The following is a 17,798-nucleotide window of genomic DNA, read 5'->3' on the forward strand; positions in this document are numbered from 1 at the left end:
CAAAGTTTTAATATAAGTTTGGGTGCAAAACCTTAGACATTCATAAAAACAAAAGCTCCGGAAGAATCCGGAGCCTAAGTTTCAAATATTTATAAATTGGTTGGTTATTCAAATATCACCTGCTTATTATAAGAGTGGCCACGATCTGTTGTTAGCTTCACAATATAAATTCCGCTCATTGAGTTATTACGCTGGAAGGCTGCTTCATATACCTGGTGTGCCTTTGCATTTCCGGTATAGAGGGTTTGTATCTCCCTGCCGTTAAAGTCGTAGAGTCTTACAGTAACTCCCGCATCCTCGATCAAGCTGAACCTAACCTTCGCTTCATGTCTCACCGGGTTTGGCGCCACGGCAAGATTGCCCAGGATATCCAGTTGTACGATCTCCTCTTTGCTTTCAGCAACGGTTATTTTCTCATTGACTTCAGCCGTTTTGTTGTTACCACCTTTTGGTTTGTGGATCACAATGGAACCACCGCCAAGAACAGTAGCGTCATCGGAGCTTTCCGCAATTCCGCGTTTGTTATCGTAGATAAGAGTGCTTGAAGAATTGTCATCCCAAACCATGATTCGGAATTTATCAGTTCCTCCACCTCCACTTACATCGCCATCTATTGCAATGATCCTGAACTGGTGATTTCCTTTTCCATTAACAGTTCCCACCCCTCTGAAAGTTGCTTTAGCCCCGGAGATGATCAATGATTCATCTTCGTGCTTTGAGCTTTTAAAGTGGAAGTCCCCATCCTTGAACTGGAAGTTTGTGCTTCCATCTACTTCAGTCGTGTTGTTCTTACCATTTTTGTATTTAGCGTTGAATCCGAAATTGGCTTTTCCGGCTGCTGTTTCATAATCACCCGTCATAGCACCTGCGGGAGAATCTATCCATCCTCCACCAGTTACGAATCCACCATTGGGATCGTAAATAGGAAGATAAACTTCAGCACTTGTTTCACATCCTCCGGCTTGTACAGTTACCGCATAAAGTTCTGCCGGTAATTTTCCAAGGTTGAAAGTTGCTATTCCATTGGAAGAAGTTGCCTCGAAAGAGCCTTTTCCCTCTACTTTTAAAGTTACCAGTGCTCCAGAAACTTGGGTTGCACCATCGCTTACTCCAATCTTAATTATCACGTCTTCATTGATACTGCGTGGGTTTTGGGCATTGGTTAGGTCGAGACTGACAGGATTAACTGTTAATTCACCTGTTTCATAAGTAATAGTATAATTGCTTAATCCTGTTCCAATAGCATCCTCAATGATAATAACATAGGGAGAACCTGCTGGTTCAGCTGAAGCTCCTGCACCATTAGAAGAAATGGTAGCAGATTCAATTACATCCCCGCCCACAAGACCAATTTGGCTAAACTCTGTACCACCAAAGATTATTGTTTGGCCGCAATATTTTGAAAGATCATTAGCGGTTATAGTCAACTCTTTTTGTCCAACTGTAAAAGTGCTTGATGTTAGCGGAGTAAAGTTGTAGTTGTTGTCTTCGGCTGTTGTAATAGTGATGGTCGTGTTATAAGTTCCAACAGCATCGAACTGGGTATAATCTGTGCCAAGAGCAAAACCTGTGTTGTCAAGATCATCAGCATCGTCATTGTTTACAAATCCACTGTACTCAACCGTTACTGTTGGTGCAGCATCACCATAAGTGATATCATCTGCAACAGCAGTTACCTCAAGACCCTTTTTAGTCACCTCCAGGTTACCTTCAGTATAAGTGATGGTATAGTTTCCAAGTCCTATACCCTGCGCGGCGCTGATATTGATGTCGTAGTTTGCAACTGCAGCAGTAGCGGCTGAGCCGGTGGAAGTGATGGTAGCAGATGTAACTGCATCGTCATTAACAAGACCTTCGGTAGTGAACTCTGTTCCGTCGAAAGTATATTCAGAACCGTAAACTTTACTGTCACTGTTCGCAATAACCTCAAGTGATTTTGGAGTCACCTCCAGGTTACCTTTAGCATAAGTGATCGCATAGTTCCCAAGGCCTGTTCCAACCGCAGCACTGATATCAATGTCATAATTGTCAACTACGGCTGTAGCACCTGATCCGGCTGAAGTAATGGTAGCAGATGTAACTGCATCGTCATTAACAAGACCTTCGGTAGTGAACTCTGTTCCGTCAAAAGTATATTCAGAACCGTATTCTTTACTGTCACTGTTGGCTATAACTTCTAGTGCTTTTGGAGTCACCTCCAGGTTACCTTTAGTATAAGTGATCGTATAGTTTCCAAGTCCTATACCCTGCGCGGCGCTGATATTGATGTCGTAGTTTGCAACTGCAGCAGTAGCGGCTGAGCCTGTGGAAGTAATGGTAGCAGATGTAACTGCATCGTCATTAACAAGACCTTCGGTAGTGAACTCTGTTCCGTCAAAAGTATATTCAGAACCGTATTCTTTACTGTCACTGTTGGCAATAACCTCAAGTGCTTTTGGAGTCACCTCCAGATTACCTTCAGTATAAGTGATGGTATAGTTCCCAAGTCCTGTTCCAACCGCAGCACTGATATCAATGTCATAATTGTCAACTACGGCTGTAGCACCTGATCCGGCTGAAGTAATCGTAGCAGATGTAACTGCATCGTCATTAACAAGACCTTCGGTAGTGAACTCTGTTCCGTCAAAAGTATATTCAAAACCGTACTCCTTACTGTCACTGTTGGCAATAACCTCAAGTGCTTTTGGAGTCACCTCCAGATTACCTTCAGTATAAGTGATGGTATAGTTCCCAAGTCCTGTGCCCTGCGCGGCGCTAATATTGATGTCGTAGTTCGCAACTGCAGCAGTAGCACCTGATCCGGCGGAAGTAATGGTAGCAGATGTAACTGTATCGTCATTAACAAGACCTTCGGTAGTGAACTCTGTTCCGTCAAATGTATATTCAGAACCGTATTCTTTACTGTCACTGTTGGCTATAACTTCTAGTGCTTTTGGAGTCACCTCCAGGTTACCTTTAGTATAAGTGATCGTATAGTTTCCAAGTCCTATACCCTGCGCGGCGCTGATATTGATGTCGTAGTTTGCAACTGCAGCAGTAGCGGCTGAGCCTGTGGAAGTAATGGTAGCAGATGTAACTGCATCGTCATTAACAAGACCTTCGGTAGTGAACTCTGTTCCGTCAAAAGTATATTCAGAACCGTATTCTTTACTGTCACTGTTGGCTATAACTTCTAGTGCTTTTGGAGTCACCTCCAGGTTACCTTTAGTATAAGTGATCGTATAGTTTCCAAGTCCTATACCCTGCGCGGCGCTGATATTGATGTCGTAGTTTGCAACTGCAGCAGTAGCGGCTGAGCCTGTGGAAGTAATGGTAGCAGATGTAACTGCATCGTCATTAACAAGACCTTCGGTAGTGAACTCTGTTCCGTCGAAAGTATATTCAGAACCGTATTCTTTACTGTCACTGTTGGCTATAACTTCTAGTGCTTTTGGAGTCACCTCCAGGTTACCTTTAGTATAAGTGATCGTATAGTTTCCAAGTCCTATACCCTGCGCGGCGCTGATATTGATGTCGTAGTTTGCAACTGCAGCAGTAGCGGCTGAGCCTGTGGAAGTAATGGTAGCAGATGTAACTGCATCGTCATTAACAAGACCTTCGGTAGTGAACTCTGTTCCGTCGAAAGTATATTCAGAACCGTATTCTTTACTGTCACTGTTGGCTATAACTTCTAGTGCTTTTGGAGTCACCTCCAGGTTACCTTTAGTATAAGTGATCGTATAGTTTCCAAGTCCTATACCCTGCGCGGCGCTGATATTGATGTCGTAGTTTGCAACTGCAGCAGTAGCGGCTGAGCCTGTGGAAGTAATGGTAGCAGATGTAACTGCATCGTCATTAACAAGACCTTCGGTAGTGAACTCTGTTCCGTCAAAAGTATATTCAGAACCGTATTCTTTACTGTCACTGTTGGCAATAACCTCAAGTGCTTTTGGAGTCACCTCCAGATTACCTTCAGTATAAGTGATGGTATAGTTCCCAAGTCCTGTTCCAACCGCAGCACTGATATCAATGTCATAATTGTCAACTACGGCAGTAGCACCTGATCCGGCGGAAGTAATGGTAGCAGATGTAACTGCATCGTCATTAACAAGACCTTCGGTAGTGAACTCTGTTCCGTCAAATGTATATTCAGAACCGTATTCTTTACTGTCACTGTTGGCTATAACTTCTAGTGCTTTTGGAGTCACCTCCAGGTTACCTTTAGTATAAGTGATCGTATAGTTTCCAAGTCCTGTACCCTGCGCGGCGCTGATATTGATGTCGTAGTTTGCAACTGCAGCAGTAGCACCTGATCCGGTGGAAGTAATCGTAGCAGATGTAACTGCATCGTCATTAACAAGACCTTCGGTAGTGAACTCTGTTCCGTCAAATGTATATTCAGAACCGTATTCTTTACTGTCACTGCTGGCTATAACCTCAAGTGCTTTTGGAGTTACAGTTAAAACAGCAGCCTCACTCACAGCATCTGCATCACAATCTCCAGAAACAACCACACGATATTTAAATTCGTGCATTGCAACAGTTGGGCTAATTATATTTAAAGTTGCACTTTCTGCCCCAGAATAAAATCCACCATTATTTACATTTTCAAAACCATCACCTGTATCTACCTGCCATTGATATTCTAACCCATCACCCTCAGCATCAACAGAAAAAGAGATATTTTCCCCATAAGTTATAGTCTGATTTTCTGGATTTTCATTAATTGTTGGAGCATTACATGAAGATATTATTTTTACCACAGGTTGGTTACCTTCAATGGAACCATTATTATTAAAAGATGAAAAAAGGTTGTTTGATGCTCCAGTCGTCCAAGTATAGTCTCCAGCCCCAGGGTTCACAGTAGTTACTTCAAAAGTTAAAACTTCTCCTTTTACTAGTCTGTTATCATTATTACTGGTGTTACCTATTGAGGTGATTCCAATATAACGATTGATGGAGTTATATCCATTAGAGTAAGAGCCTCCATTATAAGTGGTGAATCTGGTGGTTGAATTATTATTAATTTTAAAATTCTCTATAGCTGTTGGATTAGCATATCCTCCTGGTAAAAGAATTTGAAATGATCCAAACTTAACGGAATTTCCTGAATTATTCTCTGAATTCTTTATTGTAATAATATACTTTTGAATCTCAGAAGCTTCACTACTAATCGGATTAATTGTAATTGCAAAAAAACCATTATCCGTAAAAACATGCTCCGCCGTCATACCAGTCTGCTGCCCCGTCACCGTAACATAAAATGTTACCCCAAGGTGATATTCCTCAATAGGAAATTCCACACTCCAGGTGCCATCGGCATTAACTGGAACATCATCAAAGTCATGTTCGTGATCTTCATGCAGCGGCGGATCTTCATCCATGTGAATGTCGATCATAGAATCCCCGGTCCACCCGGAACCGGAGATAATCGCTATTTCCCCTGGTGCATAATCCAGCTTATCTGTGGTGACACTCTGCCCCCACCCCGCAGTAACCAGGAAGATCGAGGTAATAAATGTTAGGGTGAAATTTAGCAATCCCGCCCTTTTAAAAAGTAAAAATTCAGCCATACCAACTTAATTAATTGTTAAACATATATATAATAGAATGATTAATTCCTGTAACCTTAATGGGGTATAATATGCTTGTAAATTGGCCGGAACTGTGGGGGTGATGTTCTGGTTGTAGGGGTAATTTACAGCCGCAGGTAAACCCCGCAGCGACAACTAATTAACAATAATTTTTAACGCGTTTAAGGAAAAATTATAAAATTTCGAAGAAAGGATGAAATATTCGTTCAATGGTACAAACACGTCTTTTTCAGCTACATTCCCATCAGTAAAAACTGTAGGAAAATAAACACCAATAGAGCAGCAGCAGCCATCTAACGTTTAAATCTAAAAAATGGTTCCTTAGAAGAGAATGCAGATTGTAGGGACTTATAAATTGAATTGGATTTCTTAAGAAGATAAAAAAGGTATGCCCTCCAACCTTTAGCAAAACCTCCTTCGTATCAATTAATCACTCTTAAAAATTTATTCCTATAGTATCCTTCACGGTTATTTTTTTGTTCAGGGCTCATTTCCTTTCCAGGCTCCAATTCTTTACAATTTCCCTATAGTCTGCGAAGTTCTGGGAAAAAAGATCTGGTGTTCCGCCCCACTTCTATCAGAAATAGTCCGGAAATCATAAGAATAAAAAAATCCTCCCACTGCAGGAGGATTTATATATTTTGGATGAGAAACGAACTCTTAAAAATCCTTTTTAGCAGATACGCGTGTAATTCTGTAAACCGGTAATACAACCCACAATGCCAGCACTCCAAATGATATGATCAGGCCCTGGGAAGTTCCAAAGAATTGCTTGAAAACTGCTCCGGTGTAACCAAGTAAGGCAGAAATATCCAGCTTAAGCAGTACCAGGATCCTTGAAAGATCTATGGGGTTTGCCATACTGGCTATAAGGGAAAACTTGTCCAGCGGATAGTCCTGAAAATATACCAGGCTCAACAAAAAGATCCCATCATAGATCACAGCCAAAAACAGCCATAAGAGGATCGCGATTCCAAAACCCTTTATCTTATTTTCATTAGAAAGGGCAATATTAAACGCCAGTGCTGTGAATATAAAGGTGAGAAATACTCCCGATACCAGCAGGGAAAAGAAATCCCAGATGGCACTGCTCTCAAAAAGCCCATACGCGACAAATGGCAGACCCAGCCCAAGCATTAAGCTTAAGGACAAGGAAATTGCCACTCCCAGATACTGGCCTATAAAGATCGAACTCCGCTTCACGGGCTGTGCTAATAGCAGCTGTGTGAATTCCCGGGAATCATAATAGTACATGATCCCAAAGATGGTCCCAATAAGCGGCACAAGGATAATGATGACATTCATCAAGGTGATCACCGCACTCGATAGATCGTTATTAAGGAACAGCAGTACAATTCCCAGTATTAAATAAAACAGGAAATATACATAGCTCCAGCGGCTCCTGGAAAGGTCGTAAAAACTATACTTTAATATCTTCAGCATGATTCAGGGTTAAAATGTTTGCAATAGCATGTTCAAATCGCGGTTCTCCCGTAGAAGATTTCAGCTCTTCCACAGTGCCGTTGAAATAGATCTTTCCGTCAAGGATGAATACGATCTTATCTGATAGGTCTTCCACCAGGCTCATAATATGAGAGGTAATAAGAATGGTCTTGCCCCTGTCCTTCTCCATCAGGATAAACTTCCGCAGCCATATAAGAGATAATGGATCCAGGCCAGAGGTGGGTTCATCTAATATTACCAGCGGACTATCGAACATAAAGCACAGCACCAAATTCACCTTTTGCTTCATCCCGCCGGAAAGGTTGTTAAGCTTCTTGTGCAGGAAAGGCTCCAGTTTAAAGTATTCAATCAATTCCTTGTCCCTTGCAGGCCTTCCCTGCAGGTCCTTTATCATTCCAATTAACTCCTTCACCTTTAGATTCCCGGGGAAATTTGCAATTTGAGGCAAATAATCTATGCCGTACCTATAGTCCCAGTGACCTTTGATATTCCGATCATTCACGATGATATCGCCCTTATCGGGGATCACCATTCCAAGGATGCTTTTTATCAATGTTGTTTTTCCGGAGCCATTTGGCCCCAGCACGGCTATGATCCCTTTTTGGTCTATTTCTAGATCAAGGCCTTTGAGCACCATTTGGGAGCCGAATTTTTTATGTAGATTCTGAATACTTACCATTTTATTCTTCTCATTTGGGGTTCATGGTCAATTAATTCTGCCGGTGTGAAAATGGGGGAAACTTTTTCTGAAAAATCCAGCAAATCGATGAACGTACTTCTCAATAGTACAATAGCTTCCGGGGTTTGATTCACCAGGTAGGAAAACAATTTCACCGGCCTGTATGGCACATCGCCCACGTTATCGCGGTTAAGGTCATAGCCGGTATAGTCACTCCAGTAATTTCCGGTGAAGCTATTATCGTTCAACCTTCCCGAAAAAGCGATGTCAAAGGAATTATATCTAAAGTTATTCCGGGTAAAACTGGTGGTATAGGCACCTCCGTGCACTTTCACAGCATAGCCATTATTATAAAAGTCGTTCTCCAGGAATTTCACCCTGGTAGTACCATCTGCATTAACCGCGATGGTATTATCTTCAAAGATGTTATGCTGAAGGGTGGCATCTGTAATTTCCTTAAGCAGCAATCCATAGGAAGCAGAGCCCCAGCTTTTCTTAAAAAGATTTTTCTTCATCTCAATATGTTTGGAGAACATAACAGCTACCCCGGCACCATTTTTTTCAAAGGTATTGCTGATGTATTTGTTGTTATCTGAAAACATAAAGTGCAGGCCATATCTTATATTATCGTGGCATACATTCTCTGTCACCAGGCATTGCTTGCCGAATTCTATATAGATCCCGTCACGCATTCCGCTTACCTTATTGTTCCTAATTGTTATTTCTGAACAGTTCCACAAATGAATCCCGTTCCCACTGTTTGACTCTGTCCCGCCGGTACTTGTGATCTTATTATTCTCAATAAGTCCTTTGGTAGATTTTTCAATAAGCATCCCGAAGAATACATTTTCCAGCACATTATTTTTCAGGGTAAATCCATTGCTTCCATTAAGGAGTATGGCGGCAAAATCCTTGGTATGGCTCCTGCCAATGTTCCTAATTTTTAGGCCCTCAATAATGACCCCCTCTGCCCTTATTCCAAAGGCAGTCCCTTTCATTTCAGCATCAATTACAGGAAGTCCCCTTCCAATAATATGCAGCGTCTTATTTATTATATTAATATCATTTTCTTTATACACCCCGGCCTCGATGATGATAGTATCACCACTTTCTGCCAGTTCCACAGCATGTTTTACGGTCTTCACTTCGCAGGTTGCACATACGGTGATCTCCTTTCCAAAACCTGTTGCGGTAAAAAGTACAAAGAATATAAAACTCAAATATCTCATTGGTGGCTTAATGTTCCCTCGTTAAGAAAATGGTGTTTAAGCTGGCTCCAGCTATAGGCTTTTGGATCTTCCAGGTCTACTGGCTCGCTGCTGTCCTTAATTGCAGCAAGGTTCTCCCCCATTGGGCTGGAAATACTCTCATGGATCAGGAATGTGGCATTGGAGGTGCTTATCATAGTTCCCGGCTCCTGGAAGTCGGCTACCAGCATTATTGCCATTTCCACATCCTTGTGGTTTTCCAGATTGTCACGTAGCATACACTCGATTGCATCATACTTATATTGCTTTCCTTTTTGAGTTACCTGCTGCGCGGCATGTGCCTTGCTCACGATGGTCATCTTACAATAGTGGCAGGAATCGCTACCATAAGCAATAGGCTCTGCCTCCCGGCTGCAGGCCGCAAGTAGTAATACGGCCATTATTAATAGTATCCTTTTCATAATTCTCTCTTTTTACTTATTATTTAATTTTAACAGGATTCCCTTTTTAAATTTTTTTTCTGTACTCTTTTATGAGTTCACTTTTTTAGATCTCACTTCTTTTAATCCTAACCACCACGCGACAAGCGTGAAGAACATTCCAATGAACATCAAAACAGCTCCCGCCCTGGGGTAGGAATGTGCAGTGAAATTTAGGATTTGCTGCGTACCTAATAATGGTGGTTTATAATTCAACGGATTTCCCTCTGCATCCTTCAATTTAATGATCGCATTTGGATCAAGGTCTGTCCCGTAATCGAGCAACCAGCTGTTAAAATCATACATTCCAAGCAGCCCCAGTACCATCATAAGGATGAACCATCCCAGGAACCAATGCACACTTATTTTACCTAATAATCCCAGGATACCAATAATGATTCCCAGGCCGGCCATTCCACCAATCACGAGCGGGAATACCTCAAACTCCCACATCTCTTCAGGTTTAGGGATCTTTTTCATCCCAATGTATTTATTCACCCCGTCGATATTTTGAATATCAAACTCGTCCTCCCCTTCAATCCCGTCTATGTATATGTTCATAGCCAGTGGGTCTGGATATTGAGGCGCACCCAATTCAATATTCCATAGCGGATAGATAAAAAGTCCAAGCAACAGGGCAGAACCTATTATCATTAAAATTCCAGACTTTATCATGTTTTTATATTTAGTAAAGAAAGCGGGCAAATATGATATCTACCCGCCTTTCCATTAGGATTATTTAACTTATCAACTAATCAAACATCCTTACTCTCCGTCCAGAGACCAACTAAGTTCTACATTGGAGTTCGCGGGAGACACTCTCACATATCCCTGCATTTCCTGGTGAAGGGCACTACAGAAATCTGTACAATACAGCGGCCAAACCCCTACTTTTTTAGGCTCCCAAACCATTGTTTTGGTAGCGCCGGGCATCACAAGAAGTTCAGCTGTATTGGCTCCAATCATTGCGAAACCATGCGGTACATCAAAATCCTGTTCCAGGTTGGTCACGTGGAAGAATACTTTATCTCCCACTTTTATCCCTTCAATATTATCTGGTGCAAAGTGGCTTCTCACCATTGTCATATACACGTGAACTTCATTTCCGTTACGTTCAACACGGGTTTCAGATTCATTGGTTACTTTATACTTATGCTTGTTCTCATCAAGACGGTAGATCTTCTTGGAGTTTTGCTTTACAAGGTCGGCAGGAATACCCGCAGCGTAGTGTGGCTCACCAATGGTGGGGAAATCCAACAGCAATTCCATTTTATCACCGCTAATGTCATATAACTGTGCAGAGTGGTTCATCTCCGGCCCTGTTGGCAGGTAACGGTCCTTGGTGATCTTGTTCATAGCCACCAGGTATTTCCCGAAAGGTTTCTGAGAGTTTCCACCTGGGATCATAAGGTGCCCTACAGAGTAATAGGTTGGTTTTCTATCGATCACCTGAAAATCAGACAGGCTCCATTTCACAACTTCTGAAGAAATAAAGAAAGTAGTGTAAGCATTTCCTTTTCCGTCAAATTCAGTGTGAAGAGGACCTAATCCCGGCTCTCTTACGATACCTGCAAGGATATTGTCATAATTAAGGATTGGAATATTATAAGCGTCTCCATCATAGTCTTCATTTTCTATAGCCTGGGTGATCTTATCAAATGAGAACACGGTAAGTTCTGCAGCAAGTTTTCCACTACCTACAATATACTCTCCTGTTGGATCCACGTCACAACCGTGTGGGGATTTTGGAATTGGCATAAAGAATACAGCACCCGGAACATCTTTAGGATCCACTGTCATAATACCCTTCTTCATCTCTGTAGTAGCGGTATGGGTTTCGTGGTCAAATTTGTTATGTGCATATTCTGCATCCATTTTGGTTCCTCCACCGTTGGCTACATATTCGGCGATCTTTTGCCAGTTAAGGGCTACGATAAAATCCTTATCATTTTGAGATGCATTTACTTCAAGCAAGGTACTTGCTTCCTCAGAGTTGTATGTGGTTGCAAACATCCAACCGTGAGATTTTCCCCTTCCCGGGTGGGCAAGGTCAAAGTTGAACCCGGGCATGATCACCTGGAAGTCGATCTCCATTCCTCCTGTTTCCTGGTCCACTTTTACAAAAGTAAGGGGGCCTTTAAAGTTCCCTTTCATTTCATCTATAGACATATCCCTTTGCGGGGAAGGAATCGCAAAACGGGTTCCCGCGATAAGATATTCTGTATTCTCTGTAATGGCGAAACTGTGGTTTCCTGCACTGTTTGGAATTTCCAGGATCTCTCCTGTCTCAAAAGTATTAAGGTCTATACGGGCAACACGCGGGGTGTTGTTTTCGTGAGTAAATACCCAGCGGCCGTCAAGCTCCCCGTTGGTTTGAGAAATATCAACGTGGTGAAGGTCACCCCACGGCACAAATCCGTAAGAGGTGTTAAGCATAGGAATGGTACCTTCATTGTATCCATATCCTTTTTCTGCATCCTGTGAGAATACAGGGATCACTTTTAGTAACCTTCCTGAAGGCAGACCGTAAACAGACATTTGTCCGCTGAATCCGCCAGAGAAGAAACCGTAGAATTCATCGTGGTCTCCGGGAGCCACGTAAACCCTTTCGGCAACATTGGAAGCCATGGCACCTCTCGATCTCTTGTCGTTAGAGTCACCATTGTTGCAGGACTGCATAAAGAACCCGAGGAGGCCAACAGCTGCTATTTTTAAGATATTTTTCATTTAAACTGATATTAATTATTGTTTGTATTATTATTTTGAGCGGCAAAAATATTGCGGGTGCCGGCGGGGAAAAATGACCCCAATCAGCTTTTTAAATTTTATTCCCTTTTAGGCAGAATCACCTCTTCTATTATGTGTACCCAGCCGTTACTTGCTCTTACAGTACCTACTATTTTAGTCCCTCCTACATAGATGTCATCTCCCTCACGGGTCACTTCCACATTCTCACCAGAGGCCATATAAAGCGTTCTTCCTTTCTCAACGTTTTTGATAAGAGTTTCAATAGGATAGTTGCTTGGTGCTACGTGGTGCTTAAGGATATAGGCCAATCTTCCCTTGTTTTCAGGCTTCAGGAGTTCGTCCACCGTTCCTTCCGGCAGCTTGTCAAAAGCTTCATTGGTTGGGGCAAAAACTGTAAGCGGGCCCACGTTTACCAGGGAATTCTCCACCCCTGCAGCCTGTACTGCTGCTACCAGGGTAGAATGATCTGGTGAACCAATGGCGATACGCAGGGCGTTGGGTTCAGAATCTTCATCTTCTATAAAGGCCTGGCCTTTGTTGGAAGAGGATTCTGTTGTTGACTGCCTTTCAGCAGTGGTTGTTTCTTCTGCAGTATCGCTTTGCTTACATCCCGTAAGCAGGATTACTCCAAGGATAAGAAGAATTGAAAAAAAGGATGAGATTGTTTTCATTGTTAGAGGGTTATGTTAATAGGCAAAAAATATTTAGTTAGTAATTACTTCAATAATCTTTTTTAAAAGAGCCTAGTTGGCCCTGTCATAGTTCCTGAAATACTCAAGGATCGCCCGCGCCTCATCTTCTTTGAGGTTCTGGTTGGCCATTACCGCCATATTTGACTCTATTAGCAGTTTCCTGGCAATTGGATCTTCCTTGATCATTTGCTCGGGATTAAGGATCATGTTCATGATCCACTCGTGGGTACGTCTTTCTGTAACTCCTGCTACTGCCGGGCCAACGAATTTCTTATCCATTTTGTGGCAGGCAGAGCACATGTTCTTAAAGAGATCGGCTCCGCGGGCAGCCATATCGGCATCTATTTCATCTGGCACATCAAGGTTTTTAACAGGTCCAATACCTTTATTTTCCATAGGATCTGTACTGGCTGTTTCTTTTTTGGCGGGAGTTTCAGAGTAATCACCCAGTTTCACATCGTCTTTTTCCTCCTTGGTGGAGTCTCCACAGGAAAACATAAAGAGTGCGATAACTATTAGGCTAAGGGATTTAATTAAATTTTTCATGGCTTTAAAATGTATTTATATTGCGAGGTAAAATTATCCTATAAGTTCCCCCTGTAATATGACTGGAGTCATAATGCAAAAAGCTTTTTCGACATCCTTTGAAAATTACAGGAATAGTTCGGTGGGAAATATGATAATTATCAGCAAAGGGGTCTTTAGCGTTAAAGTAAAAGTAAAGTGCTGCTTAAATTTTCAGAAAGAAAGACTGCAGAGTATCTTTATAGTTCAGCAAAAAAAGGACTCCATGGCCCAATTAAAAGATATAGCATTTCAAAACGAATTTGTCTCCACCTTCCCGGGGGATGACAGCGGCGATCTCTCTCCCCGGCAAACCCCGGGGGTGTTGTACAGCAAAGCAGTGCCAACCCCGGTTGAGGAACCACAGCTCCTGGCCTGGACAGAGGATCTTGCCGGGGAGATGGGCCTGGATCATCCCGGGAAGGAAGACGTGGATATCCTGGCAGGAAATAAAGTCACCTCCTCGATGAAGCCATATGCCGCCTGTTACAGCGGACATCAGTTTGGAAATTGGGCAGGGCAGCTGGGGGATGGCCGGGCTATAAGCCTGGGTGAATTGCAACAGGAGGGAAAGTTGTGGGAGCTACAACTCAAAGGCGCAGGTCCCACAGCTTATTCAAGGCATGCAGATGGCCGGGCGGTTTTGCGATCCTCTGTAAGGGAATATCTTATGAGCGAGGCGATGCACCACCTGGGCGTTCCCACTACAAGGGCCTTGAGCCTGGTAAGCACCGGCGAAAAGATCCTTCGGGACATGTTTTATAACGGCAATGCAGCCTATGAACCCGGGGCTGTGGTTTGCCGGGTCTCACCAAGCTTCCTGCGCTTCGGGAATTTTGAAGGCCTGGCAGTGCGTAAGGAGGTAGAGAACCTCAAAAACCTTGTGGACTGGACAATAGAAAATCATTATCCACATATTACAGGTGAAAACAAGATCCTGGACTGGTTTAAAGAAGTGGTGGACCGCACCGCCGCTCTTATGGTGGAGTGGCACCGGGTAGGCTTTGTGCATGGAGTGATGAATACAGATAATATGTCCATCCTTGGGCAAACCATAGATTACGGCCCCTATTCCTTCCTTGATGATTACGACCCATCCTTCACTCCGAATACGACCGATCTTCCCGGGCGCCGATACGCGTTTGGTAATCAACCTTCCATAGGTTACTGGAATTTAAGCAAGCTGGCCAGCGCCTTGTTGCCACTTTTTGATGATTCTGAAGGTCTTGAAGAAGTGCTGCACACCTATGAGGAAGCCTTCTGGAGCAGGTATTATTTGATGATGGGCAACAAACTTGGCCTGGATGAAGTGCGGGAGGAGGACAAAAAGCTCATCTCCAATTTTGAAGAGGTCCTTCCACAAATAAAACCCGATATGACCATCTTCTACCGGTTACTTATAGATATGCCTTTAAATGCTTCGGAAGGTGATGAACAACTGCTGAAACATTTTGAGGATAGTTTTTATGCTGAAGCTGAAGAACCCTCAAAAACCGCTTTCCTTGACCTCCTGAAGCGTTATGCCTCCCGTCGTAATCAAAATAACATCACTGCTGAAGCTTCCAGAGAGCTAATGAAAAAAACGAGTCCGCACTTCGTGCTGCGCAACTACCTGCTTCACCAGGCGATCGAGGGCCTTGAAAACGGCGACGACAGCCTTTTTGAAAAACTAAGGGACGCACTCAAAGAACCTTATAACGATAACAACCCCGAATTCTTCAAAAAGCGACCCGAATGGGCGTCGAAAAAGGCGGGGTGTTCAATGTTGTCTTGTAGTTCTTAGTTAGTCGTTAGTCGTTAGCCGTTAGTCGTTAGTATGGTTTGGGGTTTGTTGTTTGGTTTGTTTACTGTTTACTGTTTTCTGTTTTCTGTTTTCTGTTTTCTGTTTAAGGGTGGTTAATTAGTTCATCCGTTTTGGAATTTGGAAGTTGGTGCTTGGAATTTGGAAGTTCGTGCTTGGAATTTGGAATTGGAAAATGTTGTCTGTTATCGGTTATGGGTAGTCAGTTGAATTTTTTTTGGCGAGATTAATTTTCTTTTTTCGAGGGTAATCGCAGTTTAAACACAGAGTTTAAAAGGAGCTAAAAAAGGGATTTGCACGGAGTTAAAAGGATTACGCGGAAAAGATTTCCCCTCCTGCGGAGGGGTGCCCGAAGGGCCGGGTGGGCCGCGGGACCGGAAATAATTTTGAAGTAAAAAGGGACCAGAGCGGAAAATACTCTTTTGTCCTGTTTCTTGATTCTTGTTTCTTGTTTCACATTTTTTTGCCACGAATGCACAAATGTTTTTTATCTCTGCATGAACGGGTTTTCATTCAAAAATACGGCGTCAGGTCGAGTGGTTTTTCCTGTAGCGAGAGCGCAAGGAAAAATTGTATCGAGACCTCTTCGGAGTTAAGAATAAGAATGAGAATTCCTAAAGTTTTTTGCCACGAATGCACGAATGTTTTTTGATCCCTGCGTGAAGCTAACTTATACTTGATATTTACGGAATACGTGACATAATCCAGTTATTATTAGAACCTCTGCCGTCAGATCGAGACCCCAATAAAAATGTTTTCATTAGCGTGAGGTGATGATGTAGGAGAATCATCAATTTGAGTTAATTTTTCGTTTGAAGGTCCTTCCCGGCCTACGAAAGCTTATCGTAAAATTTGAAATGAGAGGGGCGTTAAGAATTTTAGGCTGTTTGAGCGAAACGGATTAAACTTGCTAGAATGGATTTGCCCGCGAGTTCCTAAAATTTAGCCACCGAATGATAAATTTAGATAAGCTTTGGTAAGCCTAGACTTTTTTGGTTCTTTTTCTTGCAACCGACGACCAGAGTGAGAGGATTGCAGCAAAAAAGAAAAGGCGGTCCTAGGAAATGCTGATAACCTCGCCTGGATAATGTAAGAGAATTAAAATACGTCAATGGTAGTGTTTTTTCCTGCAGCCATAGCAAAAGAGAAAAATGTATCGAGAACCTTTCGTACTCCAAGGCGTTCTCGATACAAATTCCTTCTCCCTGCCGGTCGACAGAATTCACTCGATCTGCCGATTCGTTTATAAGAAAAAATCTAACTTCATTAGAAGAACATTTCTTCTGCCACTAGACCTACCGAGGGGTAAATAAAGGAATTTTTCTGAAAATTTTTAGCAATAAATCGTGAGTGGTTTTTTTTAAAACCTCCGGGTGAATTCACTAGACCTCTTATAGCGCCAGGAATAATAAAGCGGCAGTTATGGCTTCTTAAATTCCTGATACTTAAAATTCTGTAGGAAAATTTTTGCGAATTTTATCAAAACTTTATAAATTGTAAAAAAATTGCCGTGACCTGAAAAATTTTAAAGGGACTCAAAACCACTTTAAAAACTACTATTATGAGTACACGGGAAGAATATTTGCTGTTTAGACAAAAGGTGCGTACACGTAAAAAAAGGGACAGGCGCTACGATAACTTAGCTGTTTTCCTCTTCTTTTTATTTATGGTATTCCTTAGTTTCCTCGTGCGATAGGATCCGGAATGCACCAGGGTCATTATTTGTTTAACCCTGCCCTGTAAATTATAGTTCTAAGGGTTAGTTCCTTCGTTATTAAAATTTTTTCAATTGACCCCCAGGGTTCGCATGCCTGTAATAAATAGGCTTCAGCTGCTTCAGGCTCCACAGGTATTAAAATTTTGTGAATCGTTTAACCACAGGATATCCTGATTTTTGTATATTTAACTGATTCACAACCCCTTTTGGTTATAAAAAATGACGCTATGAAAACTAATTTAAGTTTAACGTTTGTAATCGGATTTTTAATGTTTGCCTTCAGCCATACCACGGCACAGGCACAGATCCTAAATACAAAAAGTGATATCATTAATACCCATGGTACCCCATTCTGTTCCGGGATTTCAGAAAACGGGGATCCTTACCTTTATTATAAGTATCCTGTAACAACCAAAAGTAGCGGTACCTTTGATCAAAGAAAAGTACTCTTCTTCAAGGAAAATGAAAATGGCGAGGAGATCTGCTATAAATGGAAGATCCTGGAGCCGGCTTCTGAAACCAAGTACAATATGTTCTCCTTCTCCCGCGACCTGGTGCAAACCGATGAGATGCAGTGGAAAGATTTTGGAAAAAGCATTATCTATGACATGGAGGAAAAAAACGGCGTATGCAGGATCACCGCCAGGTATGACAATGAAGTAAGCCTGGTAAAAACCTATAAAATGTAATTTTTCGGCTAGTTTTAAGTTTATATTTCAATGCAAGGCACTTTTTTAAGTGCCTTTGCTGTTTGGGCTGTTTTCTGTTTACTGTTTACCGTTATTGGCGAGCTTCATCTACTTTTTCTCGAGACTAATTTTAGATAGTCGTTAGTCGTTAGTCTTTAGTCATTAGTGGAGCTTGAGTTTGGAG

12 protein-coding genes are annotated in these 17,798 nt (G+C 42.3%); 3 read left to right on the forward strand and 9 right to left on the reverse strand.

All coding sequences use genetic code 11. The features are described from left to right. Positions 1 to 104: 104 nt before the first annotated feature. The 9 genes from FHG64_RS06030 to FHG64_RS06070 form a co-directional block, all read right to left on the reverse strand. Positions 105 to 5,552: an MBG domain-containing protein gene (locus tag FHG64_RS06030; protein WP_139065581.1), complete on the reverse strand. Its 5,448-nt coding sequence runs from the start codon at positions 5,550 to 5,552 to the stop codon at positions 105 to 107. A 681-nt stretch (positions 5,553 to 6,233) separates the two neighbouring features. Next, positions 6,234 to 7,016, reverse strand: coding sequence for an ABC transporter permease (locus tag FHG64_RS06035; RefSeq protein WP_139065582.1), 783 nt, complete (start codon positions 7,014 to 7,016; stop codon positions 6,234 to 6,236). After that, positions 6,994 to 7,716, reverse strand: coding sequence for an ABC transporter ATP-binding protein (locus FHG64_RS06040; RefSeq protein ID WP_139065583.1), 723 nt, complete (start codon positions 7,714 to 7,716; stop codon positions 6,994 to 6,996). Before FHG64_RS06040 ends, FHG64_RS06035 begins: the two co-directional genes overlap by 23 nt. Then, positions 7,710 to 8,945, reverse strand: a complete 1,236-nt coding sequence (locus FHG64_RS06045) for a nitrous oxide reductase family maturation protein NosD (RefSeq protein ID WP_139065584.1) — start codon at positions 8,943 to 8,945, stop codon at positions 7,710 to 7,712. The genes FHG64_RS06040 and FHG64_RS06045 overlap by 7 nt, the downstream gene beginning before the upstream one ends. After that, positions 8,942 to 9,385 (reverse strand): nitrous oxide reductase accessory protein NosL, encoded by a 444-nt coding sequence (locus FHG64_RS06050; protein WP_139065585.1) that lies wholly within the window; start codon positions 9,383 to 9,385, stop codon positions 8,942 to 8,944. Before FHG64_RS06050 ends, FHG64_RS06045 begins: the two co-directional genes overlap by 4 nt. Before the next feature lie 69 nt (positions 9,386 to 9,454). Next, positions 9,455 to 10,078: a hypothetical protein gene (locus FHG64_RS06055; protein ID WP_139065586.1), complete on the reverse strand. Its 624-nt coding sequence runs from the start codon at positions 10,076 to 10,078 to the stop codon at positions 9,455 to 9,457. A 90-nt stretch (positions 10,079 to 10,168) separates the two neighbouring features. After that, positions 10,169 to 12,130 (reverse strand): Sec-dependent nitrous-oxide reductase, encoded by a 1,962-nt coding sequence (gene nosZ, locus FHG64_RS06060; protein WP_139065587.1) that lies wholly within the window; start codon positions 12,128 to 12,130, stop codon positions 10,169 to 10,171. A gap of 98 nt (positions 12,131 to 12,228) precedes the next feature. Beyond that, positions 12,229 to 12,822 carry a fasciclin domain-containing protein gene (locus FHG64_RS06065; RefSeq protein WP_139065588.1) on the reverse strand — a complete coding sequence of 198 codons (594 nt, stop codon included), beginning with the start codon at positions 12,820 to 12,822 and terminating at the stop codon, positions 12,229 to 12,231. Positions 12,823 to 12,894: 72 nt separating this feature from the next. Next, complete coding sequence (locus FHG64_RS06070) at positions 12,895 to 13,389, reverse strand: c-type cytochrome (RefSeq protein WP_139065589.1); 495 nt, start codon at positions 13,387 to 13,389, stop codon at positions 12,895 to 12,897. A 244-nt stretch (positions 13,390 to 13,633) separates the two neighbouring features. Between FHG64_RS06070 and FHG64_RS06075 the strand changes: the two genes are divergently transcribed. The 3 genes from FHG64_RS06075 to FHG64_RS06080 all read left to right on the forward strand — a co-directional run bounded on the left by FHG64_RS06075 (position 13,634) and on the right by FHG64_RS06080 (position 17,614). Next, the gene (locus tag FHG64_RS06075; RefSeq protein ID WP_139065590.1) at positions 13,634 to 15,190 is read left to right on the forward strand and encodes a protein adenylyltransferase SelO; all 1,557 of its coding nucleotides are present in this window, start codon (positions 13,634 to 13,636) and stop codon (positions 15,188 to 15,190) included. Between the two features lie 1,579 nt (positions 15,191 to 16,769). Continuing rightward, positions 16,770 to 16,904 carry a hypothetical protein gene (locus tag FHG64_RS19775; RefSeq protein WP_262710276.1) on the forward strand — a complete coding sequence of 45 codons (135 nt, stop codon included), beginning with the start codon at positions 16,770 to 16,772 and terminating at the stop codon, positions 16,902 to 16,904. A 248-nt stretch (positions 16,905 to 17,152) separates the two neighbouring features. Further along, positions 17,153 to 17,614: a hypothetical protein gene (locus tag FHG64_RS06080; protein WP_139065591.1), complete on the forward strand. Its 462-nt coding sequence runs from the start codon at positions 17,153 to 17,155 to the stop codon at positions 17,612 to 17,614. Positions 17,615 to 17,798: the final 184 nt, after the last annotated feature.

Origin of the sequence: Antarcticibacterium flavum, assembly GCF_006159205.1 — a bacterium.
Classification (GTDB): Bacteria; Bacteroidota; Bacteroidia; order Flavobacteriales; family Flavobacteriaceae; genus Gillisia; species Gillisia flava.